General features: G+C 24.5%; 15 protein-coding genes and 1 pseudogene. 14 read left to right on the forward strand and 2 right to left on the reverse strand.

Going from position 1 to position 17686, the window contains the following annotated elements:
• Window positions 1-14 precede the first annotated feature (14 nt).
• Window positions 15-185, forward strand: a complete 171-nt coding sequence (locus FPD38_RS08465; protein ID WP_508609925.1) for a hypothetical protein — start codon at window positions 15-17, stop codon at window positions 183-185.
• Here the strand turns inward: FPD38_RS08465 and FPD38_RS03285 are convergent.
• Complete coding sequence (locus FPD38_RS03285; protein WP_147555364.1) at window positions 120-1295, reverse strand: class I SAM-dependent methyltransferase; 1176 nt, start codon at window positions 1293-1295, stop codon at window positions 120-122. The genes FPD38_RS08465 and FPD38_RS03285 overlap by 66 nt on opposite strands.
• 64 nt (window positions 1296-1359) lie before the next feature.
• Between FPD38_RS03285 and FPD38_RS03290 the strand changes: the two genes are divergently transcribed.
• The 13 genes and pseudogenes from FPD38_RS03290 (at window position 1360) to kpsS (ending at window position 16123) form a co-directional block, all read left to right on the forward strand.
• Window positions 1360-1755 (forward strand): HAD hydrolase family protein, encoded by a 396-nt coding sequence (locus FPD38_RS03290; protein WP_147555365.1) that lies wholly within the window; start codon window positions 1360-1362, stop codon window positions 1753-1755.
• Window positions 1752-3305 (forward strand): aminoglycoside phosphotransferase family protein, encoded by a 1554-nt coding sequence (locus FPD38_RS03295; protein ID WP_147555366.1) that lies wholly within the window; start codon window positions 1752-1754, stop codon window positions 3303-3305. Before FPD38_RS03290 ends, FPD38_RS03295 begins: the two co-directional genes overlap by 4 nt.
• Window positions 3302-4018, forward strand: coding sequence for a glycosyltransferase family 2 protein (locus FPD38_RS03300; RefSeq protein WP_147555367.1), 717 nt, complete (start codon window positions 3302-3304; stop codon window positions 4016-4018). The genes FPD38_RS03295 and FPD38_RS03300 overlap by 4 nt, the downstream gene beginning before the upstream one ends.
• Window positions 4015-5157, forward strand: a complete 1143-nt coding sequence (locus tag FPD38_RS03305; protein ID WP_147555369.1) for a DUF8374 domain-containing protein — start codon at window positions 4015-4017, stop codon at window positions 5155-5157. Before FPD38_RS03300 ends, FPD38_RS03305 begins: the two co-directional genes overlap by 4 nt.
• A 43-nt stretch (window positions 5158-5200) precedes the next feature.
• A complete protein-coding gene (locus FPD38_RS03310; protein WP_147555370.1) occupies window positions 5201-7045 on the forward strand; it encodes an O-methyl phosphoramidate transferase in 1845 nt (614 codons plus the stop codon).
• Window positions 7046-7098: 53 nt separating this feature from the next.
• Window positions 7099-7865, forward strand: a pseudogene (locus FPD38_RS03315) (class I SAM-dependent methyltransferase).
• Between the two features lie 56 nt (window positions 7866-7921).
• Window positions 7922-8695: a class I SAM-dependent methyltransferase gene (locus FPD38_RS03320; protein WP_147555371.1), complete on the forward strand. Its 774-nt coding sequence runs from the start codon at window positions 7922-7924 to the stop codon at window positions 8693-8695.
• 15 nt (window positions 8696-8710) lie between these two features.
• Complete coding sequence (locus FPD38_RS03325; RefSeq protein ID WP_147555372.1) at window positions 8711-11044, forward strand: PEP-utilizing enzyme; 2334 nt, start codon at window positions 8711-8713, stop codon at window positions 11042-11044.
• Between the two features lie 2 nt (window positions 11045-11046).
• Window positions 11047-11646 carry a gamma-glutamyl-CDP-amidate hydrolase gene (locus FPD38_RS03330; RefSeq protein ID WP_147555373.1) on the forward strand — a complete coding sequence of 200 codons (600 nt, stop codon included), beginning with the start codon at window positions 11047-11049 and terminating at the stop codon, window positions 11644-11646.
• The gene (locus FPD38_RS03335) at window positions 11643-12401 is read left to right on the forward strand and encodes a phosphocholine cytidylyltransferase family protein (RefSeq protein WP_147555374.1); all 759 of its coding nucleotides are present in this window, start codon (window positions 11643-11645) and stop codon (window positions 12399-12401) included. Before FPD38_RS03330 ends, FPD38_RS03335 begins: the two co-directional genes overlap by 4 nt.
• Window positions 12401-12916, forward strand: coding sequence for an adenylyl-sulfate kinase (locus tag FPD38_RS03340; RefSeq protein WP_147555375.1), 516 nt, complete (start codon window positions 12401-12403; stop codon window positions 12914-12916). Before FPD38_RS03335 ends, FPD38_RS03340 begins: the two co-directional genes overlap by 1 nt.
• Entirely contained in the window at window positions 12903-14948 is a 2046-nt protein-coding gene (locus FPD38_RS03345; RefSeq protein ID WP_147555376.1) for a capsule polysaccharide biogenesis protein, read from the forward strand. The genes FPD38_RS03340 and FPD38_RS03345 overlap by 14 nt, the downstream gene beginning before the upstream one ends.
• Entirely contained in the window at window positions 14945-16123 is a 1179-nt protein-coding gene (gene kpsS, locus FPD38_RS03350) for a capsule polysaccharide modification protein KpsS (protein WP_147555377.1), read from the forward strand. Before FPD38_RS03345 ends, kpsS begins: the two co-directional genes overlap by 4 nt.
• Here kpsS and FPD38_RS08135 read toward each other — a convergent pair.
• Window positions 16120-17619 (reverse strand): DUF8374 domain-containing protein, encoded by a 1500-nt coding sequence (locus tag FPD38_RS08135; RefSeq protein WP_187153091.1) that lies wholly within the window; start codon window positions 17617-17619, stop codon window positions 16120-16122. The genes kpsS and FPD38_RS08135 overlap by 4 nt on opposite strands.
• Window positions 17620-17686 lie beyond the last annotated feature (67 nt).

Here is a 17686-nt window from a genome sequence, read left to right on the forward strand (position 1 = left end):
TAGGTCAAGCACTTATAAAAGCTAATAAAACTTGGTATAAGGGTGGATATATTAAACTATGGTTTGAGGTTAGGAAGATAAGAAATCAAAAGAAAATGGATAAAATAAAGATACTTCTTTTATCTAAGTATCTTTATTTCAGTTTCTGTTGCTATTATGTCTTTATTATAGCCACTGTTTCTTAGATATTTTATAATTTCTTGTTCATATAATGGAGCAGCTATTATAATACAATCGATATTTTTTAAATTTTCTATGCAAGGTTGTATAATTTTTGCATTAGAAAATTGTAAAAATTTACCTTGTTTTCTTTCATCAAGATCAAAACATTTTTGTATTTTTTGTTTGTTTGTGTTTGATAAGAAATTTATTAAAGAATTTCCATGAGCTCCTGCACCATAAATAGCTATATTTTTATAATTTAAAAGCATCTCGTTTAATTTATTTATATGAAAGTCAAAATGGAAATTTTCATATAATTGAATTGGATATTTTGACTTAGTAAATGTTTTCATTTTTTTAAAAAATAAACCCATATGCTGTTCTCTAAATGGATATATTTCATTAAATAGAGTAAAGCCAAAGATATTCATTGTATTTACTAGAGTATTTTTTTGATAGTACCCACAATGATCGTTAAAAAATTCATAAAATCTATTATGTTTTAGTATTTCTGTAAGATTTGGTACCTCGATGTAAATAATAGTATCGTTATTAGCTATTTTGCAAATATCTTGCAAGAAAATATAAGGTTTATCTATATGTTCTAATAGATGTCTAAAAATAATAAAATCTATATCATATTTTAATTTATTTTTTATAAGATTATAATCAAAGAAATTTTGTATATGAAATATATTATCGATTCCTTTTATTTCTAGTGATACTATAGATGGATCTATTGTGTAGTATGTATCAGCATTTATTGCTAAAGATGCAGCTAAATCTCCGCTACCAGGAGCTATTTCTAAATAATTTTTTTTATTGAAAAATAATATCTTATCTCTTAAATTTTTTATAATGTCACTCATTGAGTTAGATACAATTTTTCTTGAAAAATAGTTATTTGAAGAGTATTCTTTTTTGATCAATTCGAAGTTAAAATTTTTATTATAAATATATCCACAATTTTTGCACTGAATTAAGGTTATATCTGTAATCCTCCCCCCCCCCATATTATTTATATTTAGAGCTTCTTCATAAGATATATCATTTAATTTTCCTGAAGATACACAGCATTTACTATTAAATAAAATATTTTCATTGTGAAAATTATTGCATAATGGACAATTCATTTTTAATTCCTTTTAATATTTATTTAGTTATTATACTTAAAAATAATAAAATATGGAATTTATTGTGAAACAAATCATAATTGATTTAGATGGAACTTTAACTATTGATAGCAAATGTGATTATGAAGATAAACCGATCAATACAAAAGTACTTAAGCAGATTAGGTATTATAAAGATTTGGGATTTAAAATTGTGATCTTTACTAGTAGAAATATGAGAACTTATAAGGGTGATGTTAAAAAAATACAAACTTATACTTTGCCAATTATAATAGACTGGTTAAAAAAAAATGATGTACCTTATGATGATATTATCATAGGAAAGCCTTGGTGTGGATTTGATGGTTTTTATGTTGACGATAAAGCCATTAGACCTTCGGAATTTGTAAAAAAAACCTATGATGAAATTTTAGAGATTTTAAAAACAGAAAATCCTCATAAAGATGGAGGAAATAGATGATTATTATTATGTCTGCAGCTTATTGTTCTCCTGATTTTGAATTAGAATTTGGTAAAATTCCTCCAACTTTTTTACCATTAGGAAATAGAAGATTATATGAATATCAGATTAATTTATTTAAAAATATAGATGATAGTATCATAATTGCTCTACCAAAAAGTTTCAAAATTAGCAAATATGATTTTCAAAAAATTACTAGCTTTGGAGTTAAAATACTTTATATACCAGATAGTCTATCTTTAGGAGAAGCCTTGGTTTATGCAATAAATATGAATTCTCCAATAAATGAAACTTTATATATATTTCATGGGGATTCATATTTTGAGCATATAAGTTTTAATAAAAATTCACTTACAGTTACAAAAGTTAGAGAAAACTATAAGTGGGCTTATTTGTTTGATGGTGAAAATTTAAATTATAGCATCAAGAATAATATAGACATAGATAATGAATTAATATTATCTGGCTTCATGAATATTGAAAATCCGTATATTTTAGTAAAGTGTATAATAGAAAGTAATTACTCATTTATTGAAGCTTTAAAGCAATATTCTATCTTTTGTCCTTTTGAAATTTTAATTAATTATAGCTGGCTGGACTTTGGTTTAATAACTAATTATTTTCATTCAAAAAAAGCAATTAGTTCTCAAAGATGTTTTAATAAATTAAAATTTTGTAACGATGGATATATAATTAAAACTTCAAAATGGGATAAAAAAATACAATCTGAAATTAATTGGTTTTTAAATTTTCCAAAAGAATTAGATATATATATACCTAAATTTAAAGAGCAATCAAATCAATCGTATAAAATTGAATATTTATACAATAATACATTATCAGAATTGTTTGTATTTGGTAGTTTACCATCGTATGTTTGGGAAAATATATTTAAATCTTTAAAATTTTTTTTAGATAAATTACATCGGTATAAAAATATTGATACAAATATATGTTTTGACTATAAAAATAAAACATTAGAAAGATTAAAATTCTTAAATGATGATAGTTTTTTTAATGATTTAATAAATAAAAAGTATTGCTATAATGAAAAAAATCCTATATCGTTAAAAGATATATTAAATGATATAAATTTATATCTTGTTGATAATAAAGAATATTCTATTATTCATGGCGATTTTTGTTTTAGTAATATAATGTTTGATTTTAGATCAGGTTTTATAAAAGTTTTTGATCCAAGGGGTATGGATTTTAAAGAAAATATAACAATATATGGTGATATGCATTATGATTATGCAAAATTAGTTCATTGTGTTTTTGGAATGTATGATTTTATAATATCTGGCTTTTATACTTGCAAAATAAAAGACAATAAGATCTATTTTGTAATAGATATGCCAAATGAGATTTATAACATTCAAAGAAAATTTACAGAAATTTTTCAGTTAAATAAAAATATTTTTGCTATCACTTTGCATCTTTTTTTATCCATGTTGCCTTTGCATCATGATAGCAAAGAAAGACAAAAAGCATTGTTTGCAAATATTTTTAGGTTATACTTTTTATTTAAAGAAGAAGGTTTATTGTGATAATTGTTTTTCCTATGGCAGGGCTTAGTTTGAGATTTTTTAAAGCTGGATATAAAAAACCTAAATATATGCTAGATGTAATGCAAAATTCCGTTTTTTATCATGCTGTTATTGGATTTAAAGAGTATTTTAACGAGTGCACTTTTTTATTTATTTATAGAGATATTTTTGAAACTAGAAAATTTATTGAAAATGAATGTAAAAAAATGCAAATAAAAAATGTAATTTTTATTGAATTAGATAAAGAAACTCAAGGTCAAGCACATACTGTGATGCTTGGATTAGAAAAAGCAAAAATTAGTGATAATGAAAGTATTTTGATTTTTAATATAGATACTTTTAGAATTAATTATAAATTGCCAAATTTTGATTACGATTATATTGATGGTTATTTAGAAGTATTTAAAGCAGATGGAGAACATTGGTCTTTTATTTTACCAGGTGATGATAATAATGTTTTAAAAACAACTGAAAAAGAAAGAATATCTAATTTTTGTAGCAGCGGATTGTATTATTTTAAAAGAACAAAAGATTTTAAAGATATATTTTATATGATAAGGAAAAATAATATTTTGATAAAAAATGAATTTTATATTGCTCCTATGTATAATTATTTAATACAAAAAGGTAAAATTATAAAATATTATGAAATAAATATAGATGAAATTATATTCTGCGGGACTCCCGAAGAATTTAGGAATATTAAATTATGAAAAAAATAGCAATTCAATTGTATGGTCATATGAGAACTTATAAATACACATATGAAAATTTTTTTAAGTATATCATATTTCCTAATATAAATGATGGTTATGCTGTGGATATTTTTATACATACTTGGGAGCAGTTTAATAGATATAAATCTTGTTGGTATGATCATAATTTAGCATTTCCAACTTTAAATAATAAATTATTAACAGAAAATGATATAGATGAAATTAAAGATATATATAAGCCGGTTTGTTTTTTGTTAGAGGAGCTTGGAGAGAATGTTAATGGTCAATCTATTTCTTTAGATAGGGTAGCTAATTTGCGTTTAGAATATGAAAATTATAATAAAATTAAATATGACTATATATTTACAACCAGACCAGACATATTGTTTTATAGAAAGATTAGGATAAAACATTATTTAGATTTATATGAGAATGAAGTTGAATTAAAAGGTACATTGCCAAATAAATTTTTGTTTTCTAGTACTATATTATTCCGTTTAGGTGTTATAGATGGTAGATATGCTAATGAAGGTGATTTGGTATTTTTTTCAAATTTTGATGCAAGATGGTCAGATATTTTTAGAGGAAATATTCCTAGGATCTTTATGTGTGCTTATGGTGATGATTTTATAATGCTTAGAGAAAATATGTTAAACGAAGAGTATCTTATTCCACCAAAACAAAGACAAATTAAAATTTTGGAAGATTATTTTTTGAAAGAAAATAAGATGTGTAATAGAAATTTGCTTTCTTTCCAAACCAAACACGGCACAGCTAAATCTAGAATTCAAAACCAACTCTCCTATAAACTAGGTCAAACTTTAATAATAAATTCAAAAAGTATATTTGGCATACTATGTATGCCAATATATATAATATCAACTATAATAAATCATAATCAAGAACAAAAAATATATAAAGCAAAAATAAAAAAAGATCCATCTTTAAAATTACCTCCATTAGAATCTTATCCTGATTATAAAGAAGCTATTAAACTTAAAAATCATCTTTCTTATAAATTAGGACAAGCTTTAATAAAAGCTAATAAAACTTGGTATAAAGGTGGATATGTTAAATTGTGGTTTGAGATTGGGAGATTGAAGAGGGAATTTAAGAAAAAAATAAACTTTATTTGATGAAAGTATTGTATAATCCATTCTTTATAAAAAAGGAAACTAAATGCTAAATCCACATAGCGCAACAAGTAGAATCAAAAATCAATTAGCTTACAAGTTAGGTTCATGTGTAATAGAACATAATGCCAATGGCGGGGGGGGGTATTTAAGCTTAATATATAAATTATATAAAATAAAAAAAGAAAACTTTAAAGAAAAAAAACTATATAAACAAACTATAAAAATATTTCCAAATCTTATATATCCTGATATAAAAACATTAAACGATTATAATGATAGCATAAGAATTAAATTTCATCTTTCTTATATGCTAGGACAAACTTTAATACAAGCTGATAAAAACAAATTTAAAGGTGGATATTTTGCTTTATTTAAAGATATAAAGCAAACTAAAAAAGATTATAAAATAATAAAAACATTATTAAGTGATTTCAATGTTGTATCTCCTAGTATGTGCAATGCAATAGCAGATAATAAAAAAATTTTTATTAAAAACCTTAATAAAATAAATAATATTATTCAAACTCATAAAAACTATCAAGCTATAATAGATAATATCTTTCATAATTTTGACTATGTATTAAAACATTTAGATTTAATACAAGAATGGCTATTATCAGATGATTTTTATCAAAAATATAAAAAAGAAAATCATCCTTATCCTTCATTGCTTGATCCTAAAAAATTAAATGACGAAAATGAAGAGATTAATTATAATAATATATCAGCTGAACTTGCTTGGGAAATGAATTTGCCTTTGCCGGAGAATTATGGGTTTGTATTTTTAGTGATACATGGAGCAGGAACTAGTGCTGCAACCTATTATTTTAGACTCTGTCAAGTTACTTTAAATCGTCATTATGGAGATCCCCTATATCAATTTTTAGATTCTTATAAAATGCTAGTAAATAATAAAAATACATTTAATGCAATTATATTAGCCGGAAGAGATTATGGTCATAAAAAAGAAATCGCAAAATTTTATTCGTTGATTCAAAAAATAGTTCCTGCGGTTTGTTTCATTAGAGATCCCATTTCTGTTTTAAAACCTATTTTAAATCATTTTGGAAGATTAGATTTTTCCATAATCAAGAAAGAAATCCCTGTGTTTTTTCCATACGACAAGCTTTTAAATATTAAAATAGATTATTGTTACAAAGACAAAGATGGAAATCCAAATATAGAAATTTTAGATGCATATTCTAGAGATTATGATAATTATAATATTTTAAATGAAAGGATAAAGAAAATAAAGATTTCCAAGATATATTACATAACTATGGATGAAATCTTGCCGAATAGAGCTTTTGATACCTTTGAAAGTTTATCAAATAAGTTAAATTTTTTCTCTCCAAATAAAAAAGATAAAAATAATTTTTTAAATTTTTCTAATGCTTCTAATGATCATGCTGATCATTATTTTTTTCCGAAAGAGTTTTATTATATTTTGGAAAATCAACATAAGATTGTTTTTTATGTTGAAAAAGATTATAGTAGAAAAAATTATATCAATTGTATTGAAGAATTTCTTGATACATCATTCTTTTTAGATAAAAGAATCTCTGTCAATATTCAAGAAGAAGAATTAAATTTTTTAAGAAAAAATAAAAAACTTTGGGAAGATATTGTTCAATATTTTAAAGAATACTTTATTTTATTAGAAAAATTTTATATAAATGAAAGAATAAAGTTAAAGGTAGAAAAAGATATATTGCTATATTTAAAAAATAATTCAGATGTTTTGTTAAGATATAAAAATAAATTTGATGAAGATTTAGAGCATGTTAAACAACACCGTCCAGACATCGTAGCTTCATGGAGGTATTATCAAGAATTTGAAAAAATGTGTGAAGAGCTAGATGGTAAAGATAAAATAGAACAAGAATAAATAAAAAATAAAATAAAAATATTATAATTGTAAATAATTTTCAAAGGAGTTTCATGAAACAAGGTGATTTTAGCGAAGTTGCAAAACATTATCATAATAGACCTGCATATTCAAGTATGCTTATAGAAAAACTTATAAAATGCGTAAATGATAAAAACAAACCTATCTTAGATGTAGTAGAAGTTGGAGCTGGTACAGGTAAGCTAACTAAAATGCTAGCTGATGATTTTAATCTAAATATAAATGCCATTGAGCCAAATGATAACATGAGAGAAGAAGGTATAAAATTTACTCAAAATTCTAAAAATATTATTTGGCACAAAGGAAGTGGAGAAGAAACAAATATGCCTAGTGCTAGTGCTGATTGGGTTATTATGGCTAGTTCTTTTCATTGGACTGATCCTAAAAAATCTTTACCCGAATTTGCAAGAGTGTTAAATGGGGGGGGTATTTCACTGCTATATGGAATCCACGCCATATAATTAAAGGTTCTGTGTTTTATGAAATTGAAGAGGAAATTAAGAATATTATACCAGAGCTTAATCGTGTGAGCAGTGGTACTCAAAATGTTAAAAAATGGGAAGAAACCTTAGTAAGCACAGGAGATTTCAAAGATTGCTTTTTTATGGAATGTGATTATTTTGAGCTTATGGATAAAGAAAGATATCTTGGGGCTTGGCATTCTGTAAATGATATTCAAGCACAAGCTGGAAAAGAAAGATGGGAAGAAATTTTAAAAATGATAGAAAATAAAATTTCTTCTATGGATATTATAAAAATACCTTATAAAATTCGTGCATGGACGGTTAAAAAGGCATAAAATCAATATCCTTTGACTTTTTAGGCTTGTTGCTTTTAAAAAGTTAAAGGATAAAAATGGAAAAAATAGTAGAACAAGTGTGGGATTATACAAAACATGCAAAATTTTATAGTTATAGACCAAATTATGCATCACTTAGCATAGATATGTTAGTTGAACTTGCTAAAAAAACTAGCAAAAGTTCTAAAATAAAAGTTGCGGATATTGGTGCTGGAACAGGAAATTTAAGCATTATGCTTTTGGAAAGAAATTGTGAAGTGGTTGCTGTTGAACCAAATGATGCCATGAGAGAAATTGGCATAGAAAGAACAAAAAATCAAGATATAACTTGGGTTAGAGCTACTGGGATTGATTCTACCTTAAAAGATGGTGAATTTGATTGGGTTAGTTTTGGAAGTAGCTTTAATGTTATGGATCGATCTATGGCGTTAAAAGAAAGCTATAGACTTCTTAAAAAGGGTTGTTATTTTACTTGTATGTGGAATCATAGAGATTTAAACGATCCTATTCAAAAAATAGCAGAAGACGTAATAATTAGTTTTGTTCCAAATTATACAAGAGGAACAAGAAGAGAAGATCAACGCCCTATAATAGAAGCTCATAAAGATATTTTTGATAATATTATTTACCTAGAAGAGGATTTCTATTTTCATCAAAGTGTTGAAAATTATATAAATGCGTGGAGAAGTGTTAAAAATCCTTATTGGGATTTAGAAACACAAGAAGGTAATGAGTTATTTAATAAAATAACAAATAAATTAAAACAAGAATTGCCAAATGAATTTGATATAAAATACACAACAAGAGCATGGGGCGCTAAAAAAATATAATTAAAAGAGGAAGCTATGGAAAAACTTAAATTTAATACAAAGGCTCGTAATTTAATAAATTTAAAAAATAAATTAAAAAGTGCTAAAGTTTTAGATTTAATAATTTGTTCGTTAAATGATTTAAAAAAAGATAAAAAAAATATTATCAATAAAATAAAATCTCTAAACAGTGATAAATTAATAATCCGTAGCTCCTCTAAAAATGAAGATAGTTTTGCAAATTCAAATGCTGGAGCATTTTTAAGTCTTGCTAATATCAATTCAAAAAATGAAAAAGAAATAATAAAAGCCATAGAAGAAGTTGGAAATTCTATGCCTTTTAAAGATGATGAAATTTTAATACAACCTATGCTTAAAAATATAAACAAATGTGGAGTTGCTTTTAGTGTAGATAAAGATAATTTTGCTCCTTATTTTTGTATACAATACGATGAAAATGGCTCAAACAATGCTATAACAGATGGAAGTGCTAAAAATGCTAAAACTTATTTTCATTATAAAGATGATGAAAATATCAAAGATTATCATATGAAAAAAGTCATTTTTATGATTAAAGAATTAGAGCTTTTATTTGATTGTCATTTTATAGATGTAGAATTTGCTTTTAATGATAAAAATGAACTTTTTTGCTTGCAAGTTAGACCACTGATAATGCAAAATAAAATTAATTTATACAAAAGCATAAAAAAAGAAGCTTTAAAAAGATTACAAAAAAGATTTATATCCTTGCAAGATCCAAGACCAAGAATTTTTGGCAAAAGAGCTATTTTTGGAGTTATGCCTGATTGGAATCCAGCTGAAATTATAGGACTTAGGCCAAAAAGACTAGCTTTTAGTCTCTATAAAGAAATAATCACTGATAATATATGGGCCTATCAAAGAGATAATTATGGTTATAAAGATTTAAGATCTCATCCTTTAATACATTCTTTTTTAGGCATTCCTTATGTTGATGTGAGATTATCTTTTAATTCTTTTATACCTAAAGATTTAGATGATGAAATAGCTAAAAAATTAGCAAATTTTTATCTTGATAAATTATATAAAAATCATGATTTACATGATAAAATAGAATTTAACATAGTATTTTCTTGTTATGATTTTAATATAAGTAAAAAATTAAAAGAATTATTAAACAATGACTTTAATGAAAACGAAATAAAACGCTTAGAATTTTCATTATTAAATCTTACAAATTCTATACTAAGTCCGAAAAATGGATTATGCTTCAAAGATATAGAAAAATCAAAAAAGATGATGCTTTATTATGAAAATATAATCAATTCTAAACTTTCTTTAATAGATAAAATATATTGGCTTATAGAAGAATGTAAAAGATATGGAACGCTACCTTTTGCTGGGGTTGCAAGAGCTGCTTTTGTGGCTATGACCATGCTAAATTCCTTGGTAGAAATAGGATTTTTTTCAAAGGAAGAAAGAAATGATTTTTTAAATTCTTTACACACTATAAGCAAAGATTTAAGTGAAAAAATAAATAATTTAGAAGAAAAAAATAAAAAACAATTTTTAAAAGAATTTGGTCATTTAAGGGCTGGAACTTATAATATATTATCGCCTAGATATGATGAAGATTTTGAAAACTATTTTGATTTAAATAAAAAATCAAAAAAAGAAGAAAATAAAAAATTTAAACTAGATAAAGAAAAAATAATAAAATTAGAAAAAATATTAAAAGAACATGGCATTTTGATAAATACAAATGAATTTTTTAACTTTTTAAAAATAGCTATAGAAGGAAGAGAATTTGTAAAATTTGAATTTAGCAAACTTCTTTCAAAAGCCATACAAATGATAGGAGAACTTGGAGAATATTACGAAATTTCTAAAGAAGATATGGCGCATTTAGACATAAAAAGTATATTAAATCTTTATTCTACTTTATATTCTAAAAATCCTAAAAATGCATTTTTACAACAAATTAAAGAAAACAAAGAAGAATATAATATAAGTTTAGCTTTAAAATTACCATCATTGATTACAGATGCTGAACAAATTTTTGGTTTTTTTGCAAGCAATATAAATCCAAATTTTATAAGTCAAAAAAGCATAAGTGCTGATACAGCTTTAGAGAATGATAAAAATCTAGAAGGTAAAATAGTCTTAATATATGCGGCTGATCCCGGATATGATTATTTATTTACTAAAAATATAGCTGGTTTTATAACTTGCTATGGAGGAGCAAATTCACATATGGCAATTAGAGCTTCAGAACTTGGTATGCCGGCTGTTATAGGAGTTGGTGAAGAAAATTTTAAAAAATATTTAAAAGCAAAAAAGATAAAAATAGAATGCCAAAACGAACAAATAATTTGCTTATATAAGGAATAATTTTGAAATTTATAGCTATTAGCCAAAGAATTATAAAAAATAATACTTATTTTGAATTAAGAGAATGCTTGGCTTTAGAATGGGGAGAGTTTTTTAATAAAAATTTGCAAAATTTTTTACCATTGCCATTAAGCTATGAAATTGACTTTAAAAAGTATGCTCGATCAATTAGTGCTGTGATTTTAAGTGGTGGAAATGATTTATATGAATTTGATAAAAATGATATATCAAAAAAAAGAGATGAATATGAAAGCAATATTATAGCTTATTGTATAAAAAATGATTTACCACTTCTTGGAATTTGTAGAGGAGCTCAAATGATAGCTTCTTATTTTAAATCACACTTCATAAAATGTGAAAATCATATACAAAATCATGATATTTATATAAAAAATAAAAAAATAAATGTAAATTCATTTCATAATTTTGCTATAGATAAATTATCTGATGAATTTGAAATTTTAGCTAGGGCAAACGATAATACCATAGAAGCATTTAAACATAAAAATTTAAATATATATGGCATAATGTGGCATATGGAAAGACAAAATGGATTAAATGAAGAAAATATTTTTAAAGATTGGCTAGGAAAAATAAAATGAGAGCTATTATACTTGCAGCAGGGTTTGGTTCAAGACTTATGCCGCTTACAAAAAATAATCCAAAATGTATGGTAGAATATAAAAATAAAAAAATAATAGATTATGAAATAAAAGCTCTAAAAGCAAATAATATAGATGAAATTTGTATAGTTGGCGGATATTTATTTGAAATTTTAAAAAAGTATCTAAACGAAAAATATAATATAAATTTATTTTATGAAAACAAAAAATATGATAAAACTAATATGGTTCAAACTTTATTTTGTGCTAAAGATTTTTTGCAAAAATGTATAAAAGATAAACAAGATTTGATAATATCCTATGCTGATATAGTGTATTTTGAAAATAGTATTAAAAAATTAAAAAATGATAAAAGCGATTTTGCCATATTAATAGATAAAGATTGGAAAAAATTATGGAACAAAAGATTTAAAAATCCTTTAGATGATGCTGAAACACTAAAAATAAAAGATAATTATATAATAGAACTTGGGAAAAAAGCTAAAGATTATGATGAAATTCAAGGTCAATATATGGGATTGTTTAAATTTTCTCATACTTTTTTAAAAGAAGTGATTAATATATATGAAAATTTAGATAAAAACAAAGATTATGATGGTAAAGATTTTGAAAATATGTATATGACTAGTTTTTTACAAATTTTGATAAATAAATTTAACAATGCGACAGCTATATACACAAATGGTAATTGGTGCGAAATTGATTTTATGAGTGATTTGAAAGTAGAGATTTAATGAAAAAGCCTTATATTATATGGTTTACTGGTTTAGCTGGTAGCGGTAAAAGTACCATAGGAAAAGCTTTATATAAAAAATTAAAACAAGAGTATAAAAATATTATTTATCTTGATGGGGATGAATTAAGAGATATAATAGGTCATTATGGATATGATAAACAAAGTCGCATAGATATGGCGCTAAAAAGGGCTAAATTTGCCAAATTTTTAAATGAGCAAGATATGATAGTAATAGTTACGACTATTTCTATGTTTAATGAAATTTATGAATATAATAGAAAAAACTTTGAAAATTATATTGAAGTTTATATTAAATGTGATTTGCAAGAACTTATAAAAAGAGATCAAAAAGGACTTTATACTCAAGCTTTAGAAGGAAAAATAAAAAATGTAGTTGGAATTGATATAAAATTTGATGAACCAAAAACTGATTTTATTATAGATAACTCTTTGCAAAATGATTTAGATGATAAAGTGGATAAAGTTTTAAGCAAATTGTATGGCATTTTATAGCACTTCAAAAAAACTTATAGCCAATGTTAACAATTTTTATAAAGTAATTTTTTTTAGTATATTTAAATCTATCAATAAAGAAGATATCTTTTTAGGTTGGGGTAGGAAAAAGTCAGGCTTTAAGGCTATAAAATTAGCCAAAAAGCATAATTGTAAATTTTTACTTTTAGAGGATGGTTTTTTGCGTTCTTTGAATTTGGGTATAGAAAATAGCCCTAGTTTTTCTATAGTTAAAGATGATGTGGGAATTTATTATGATGCGACTGCACCATCTAGACTTGAAAATATTTTAAATACATATAAATTTAATGAAAAAGAATTAAAACAAGCAAAAAAAGCTATAAAGCTCATAAAACAAGAAAAATTAAGTAAATATAACAATAATTTATCCTTGCCAAAAGATTTGTTTAGCCAAAATGAAAAGCGAGTATTGATAATAACTCAAGTTTATAATGATGCTTCTTTAAAATACGGCCTAGCAGAAAATTTTTCTACGCAAGAAATTATAAATGATGCTATAAAAGAAAATCCTCAAGCTAAAATTTATATAAAAATTCATCCTGATGTGTTAAGCGGCAAAAAACAAAGTGATTTTGATGTTAAAGATATTCCAAAAGAATGTATCTTAATAAAAGAAAATTATAATCCAATAGAGCTTTTATCCTTTTTTGACAAGGTTTATACAAAAACTTCTGGCATGGGTTTTGAGGCTTTGATGATGGAATTGGAGTGTATTTGTTATGGCAAGCCTTTTTATGCTGGTTGGGGTTTAACTAAAGATAAGTTAGAGTGTAAAAGAAGGTTTAAAAAAAGAAAACTAGAAGAGGTTTTTTATGCTGCTTATATTTTGTATAGTGAATATTTTAATCCTTATTTAGATAAAAAAAGCGATATTTTTGATACCATAAATACTTTAGCAAAATATAAAAAAATAGAGCAAATAAATTCAAATAATTTATATTTTTTAGGATTTACTTTATGGAAAAGATGGTTTATAAAACCTTTTTTTCAAACTAAAAAAAGTAAAATTATATTTTTAAATTCTTTTGATGATATATTAAAATATAAAATTAATGAAAATGATAAATTTTTTATATGGGGACAAAGATTTAAAAAAAAAGATTTACAAATTTATTTAAATCAAAATAATATAAAAAATGACAATATCTTTTTAGTTGAAGATGGCTTTTTGCGATCAGTTTTTTTAGGATCTGATCTTACTAGGCCTTTTTCTTTAGTGGTAGATAGTAAGGGTTTATATATAGATCCAAATCAAGAAAGTGATTTAGAATATATTTTACAAAATTATGAATTTGATGAAAATTTAAAGCAAAGAGCTAAAAATTTAATAAATACTATAATTGCAAATAAATTTTCAAAATACAATGGCTTAAAACATGAAGATTTGAAATTTAATACAAATAAAAAGATCATTTTGATTCCTGCTCAAGTAGAAGATGATGCTTCTATGATTTTAGGTGGAGCTGGTTTTGATACCTTAAAACTTTTGCAAGTTGTAAGAAAAAATAACAAAAATACCTTTATAGTTTTTAAGCCTCATCCTGATGTTTTAAGCGGAAATAGAAAAGGTTTAAAAGATAAAGATATAATTTTAAAATATTGCGATGAAATAATTGAAAATGTAAGTATAGATAGTGCTATAAATGTAAGTGATGAAGTGCATACCATAACTTCTACTAGTGGCTTTGATGCCCTTTTGCGTGGTAAAAAAGTTTTTACTTATGGCAAGCCTTTTTATGCTAATTGGGGTTTAACAAATGATATGCATAATATATCAAGAAGAACTAAAAAATTGAGCTTAGAAGAATTAGTAGCTGGAGTTTTGATAATTTATCCAAGATATATACATCCAAAAACTAAAAATTTATGTGAAGTTGAAGTTGCTTTAGATATAATGTTAAAAATGCAAGAGAAATATTTTTCAAATTTTTATTATAAGATGATTTTGGATTTTAGAATTTTTATACTTAGAAAAATTAGAAGAGCAATAGAGTTTGTTATAGGTAGATGAATTTAGGTAAAAAATTAAAAAAATTTTCTGGAAAAAATGTTTTATTACTTCAAGGACCAGTTGGAAGGTTTTTTTATAAAATTTCTAAAAAGATACCCGATGCTAATGTATATAAAATAAATTTTAATGGCGGAGATTTCTTTTTTTATCCTTTTAAAAGTGTAAATTATAGAGGTAGTTTAGAAGATTTAGAAAATTTTTATATTAATTTTTTTAAAGAAAAAAATATCCAAATTATTATCATGTATAATGATTGTCGTAAAATTCATGAAATAGCCATTAAAGTGGCAAAAGAAATGGGTATAGAAATTTGGATATTTGAAGAAGGTTATATAAGACCAAACTTTATAACCTTTGAAAAAGATGGAGTAAATGCAAATTCTACCCTACCAAGAGATAAAGAATTTTACTTAAATCATAAAAAATTTGATAAAGAATACGAAATAAAAAATTTTTCTAGCACTTTTAAAAATATGGCTTTTGCTTCGTTTTTGTATTGGTTTTTTTCTGCTTTGTTTGCTTGGTATTTTAATAATTCTTTGCATCATAGATCTTTAAAGTTTTTTGATTTTACTCCTTGGCTTTTGTCTTTATATAGAAAGAAAAAATATAAAATCACTGAAAAATCAATCAATGAAAAAATCATTAGTCTTAAACAAAAATATTTTTTAGCTATTTTGCAAGTTTTTAATGATACACAATTATCTCATCATTATAAAAAAACTACGGAAAAATTTATAGAAGAAGTGATTATTTCTTTTGCTAATCATGCTAGAGCAAAGTCTTATTTAGTTTTTAAACATCACCCTATGGATAGAGGTTATAAAGACTATACTAAATTGATAGAAAATTTGAGTTTAAAATACAATGTAGAAGGTCGAATTTTATATGTACATGATTTGCACTTGCCCATGCTTTTAAGCAATGCTAGAGGCACTATAGTCATAAATAGCACGGTAGGGCTTTCAGCCTTGCATCACGGGAGTCCTTTAAAGGTTATGGGAAAAGCATTTTATGATATAGAAGGACTGACCTATCAAAAAAGTTTGCATACTTTTTGGAAAGAATGTAGAGCTTATAAACCTGATGCAAGATTGCATGCTAAATTTAGAAATTATATCATTTATAAAACCCAAATAAATGGGAATTTTTTTAAAAATACTAGCTTAGATTAAATTTTCTTTTTATAATTTTTAGCAATTTTTTTAAGCTTAAAAGGCAAACTTATATAGCCAATCTTAAAAGGAGTTCTTGAAGCTTGCAAAAGTGCATTTCCTAAAAGATAAGGCAAATGAGTTTTAGCAATTTGAGCTTGTTTGTAATCAGCATAAGCTTTTAGAGGTGGTAAGTCTTTAGTGTTTGTTTGGTTTTTTAAATGATGTTTTTTGGTTTTTATTAATTCAAAAGGCATTTTTAAATACCCTGTAAAACTTTTACTATTTTTAATAATTACTTCTCCAAGTTTATAGCTTAATTTGTCTTTGATTCTTAAATTAGCTCCGTAAAGCTTGGTATTTTTAGATATAAAAAGTTCAAATTCAGCTTTTAAATTTTTATGTGTTAAAAATTGCATGAGATTGTGATTTTGACTTTGCAAGAAAGATTGTTTATCAAATTTAATATTTTCTTCGTATTCGTAGATTAATTTTGCATAAAATTCTATAGGAGGGATTAAAAAATTTTCATTTTTTTTCTTAAGATTTAAATTGTTTTGACGAAAATCATCATTTTGTAAAAGCAAGATTCCTATTAGATCGGCATAGTTTAACTTAGTGGTATTTTTGCTTATGCTAACTCCACCACTCGATTCATTTTGCGTGATATTTTGAGTATTAACATAAAAACAAGTTTGTGTGTCTATAAAAGCTTTATCATTTTGCAAATCTTGAAAATTATTAATCGTATTAAAATTTTTATGGATTTTAAAATTAGCACCTTCAATGCTTATGGTAGATATAGCATGAGTAATTAAATTAGTTTGAGTCCAAGTGTGAATTCCTAAAATTTGACATCCTAGGTATTCTTGTGGGAAAAATATTTTTTCTAAAGCATTAATTCTTACTACTTTTTCACAAAAAAATGAATTTTTATGTTCAAATTTAGCTAAATTTGGAGTAAAAATAAAATATTTTCTCTTAGAACAAGAAATATTTTCTTTAGATTTTTTAAAATAATCTAAATGATTGATGATATTTTTACCAAGCTCTTGCATAGCAAGTGGCATAGGATGGAATTTATAGTTTTGATCAAAAGCATAAAGATTGTTTTGCTTAAAATAAAGATCTACATCGATTAAATTAAAACCATAGTGATAGCAATTTTTCCTATGAGTTTCATTAATAGCTTTAGCTTTATCATTTTGCACAGGTATAGGTAAGATTAAAACAATAGTTGTTTTTTGCATTTTATATAATTGCTCATAAAAATAATCAATATTTCTAAGCAAAATAGCTGTATTGATAGGACTTAAATACTCATTGATATTTGATTCGCTGATGATAAAATCAGCATTTTTTATGGTTTTTTCATGGCGAATTAATTCATATAAATTTTGCAAAGAAGTACTAAGCCCTAGGGCAAAATTATGCAAGATGGTATTTTTGTGTTCAAGTCCTATTCTAAGACCATTTTTAACAACACTATTACTCCCACCTAGTAAAACTATCTCCATAGCACCTTCTTTAATTTTTATTTATGAATTTTATAAAATATTTTTTAATAAATAATGTAAGAGTAAA

Source organism: Campylobacter volucris (assembly GCF_008011665.1).
GTDB classification, from domain to species: Bacteria; Campylobacterota; Campylobacteria; order Campylobacterales; family Campylobacteraceae; genus Campylobacter_D; species Campylobacter_D volucris_A.

Excerpts from the sequence above, each read along its gene's own strand:
- FPD38_RS03285 (WP_147555364.1), bottom strand. The coding sequence starts at position 1,295 with ATGAATTGTCCATTATGCAATAATTTTCACAATGAAAATATTTTATTT.
- FPD38_RS03295 (WP_147555366.1), top strand. The coding sequence starts at position 1,752 with ATGATTATTATTATGTCTGCAGCTTATTGTTCTCCTGATTTTGAATTA.
- FPD38_RS03305 (WP_147555369.1), top strand. The coding sequence starts at position 4,015 with ATGAAAAAAATAGCAATTCAATTGTATGGTCATATGAGAACTTATAAA.
- FPD38_RS03310 (WP_147555370.1), top strand. The coding sequence starts at position 5,201 with ATGCTAAATCCACATAGCGCAACAAGTAGAATCAAAAATCAATTAGCT.
- FPD38_RS03320 (WP_147555371.1), top strand. The coding sequence starts at position 7,922 with ATGGAAAAAATAGTAGAACAAGTGTGGGATTATACAAAACATGCAAAA.
- FPD38_RS03325 (WP_147555372.1), top strand. The coding sequence starts at position 8,711 with ATGGAAAAACTTAAATTTAATACAAAGGCTCGTAATTTAATAAATTTA.
- FPD38_RS03335 (WP_147555374.1), top strand. The coding sequence starts at position 11,643 with ATGAGAGCTATTATACTTGCAGCAGGGTTTGGTTCAAGACTTATGCCG.
- FPD38_RS03340 (WP_147555375.1), top strand. The coding sequence starts at position 12,401 with ATGAAAAAGCCTTATATTATATGGTTTACTGGTTTAGCTGGTAGCGGT.
- FPD38_RS03345 (WP_147555376.1), top strand. The coding sequence starts at position 12,903 with ATGGCATTTTATAGCACTTCAAAAAAACTTATAGCCAATGTTAACAAT.
- kpsS (WP_147555377.1), top strand. The coding sequence starts at position 14,945 with ATGAATTTAGGTAAAAAATTAAAAAAATTTTCTGGAAAAAATGTTTTA.
- FPD38_RS08135 (WP_187153091.1), bottom strand. The coding sequence starts at position 17,619 with ATGGAGATAGTTTTACTAGGTGGGAGTAATAGTGTTGTTAAAAATGGT.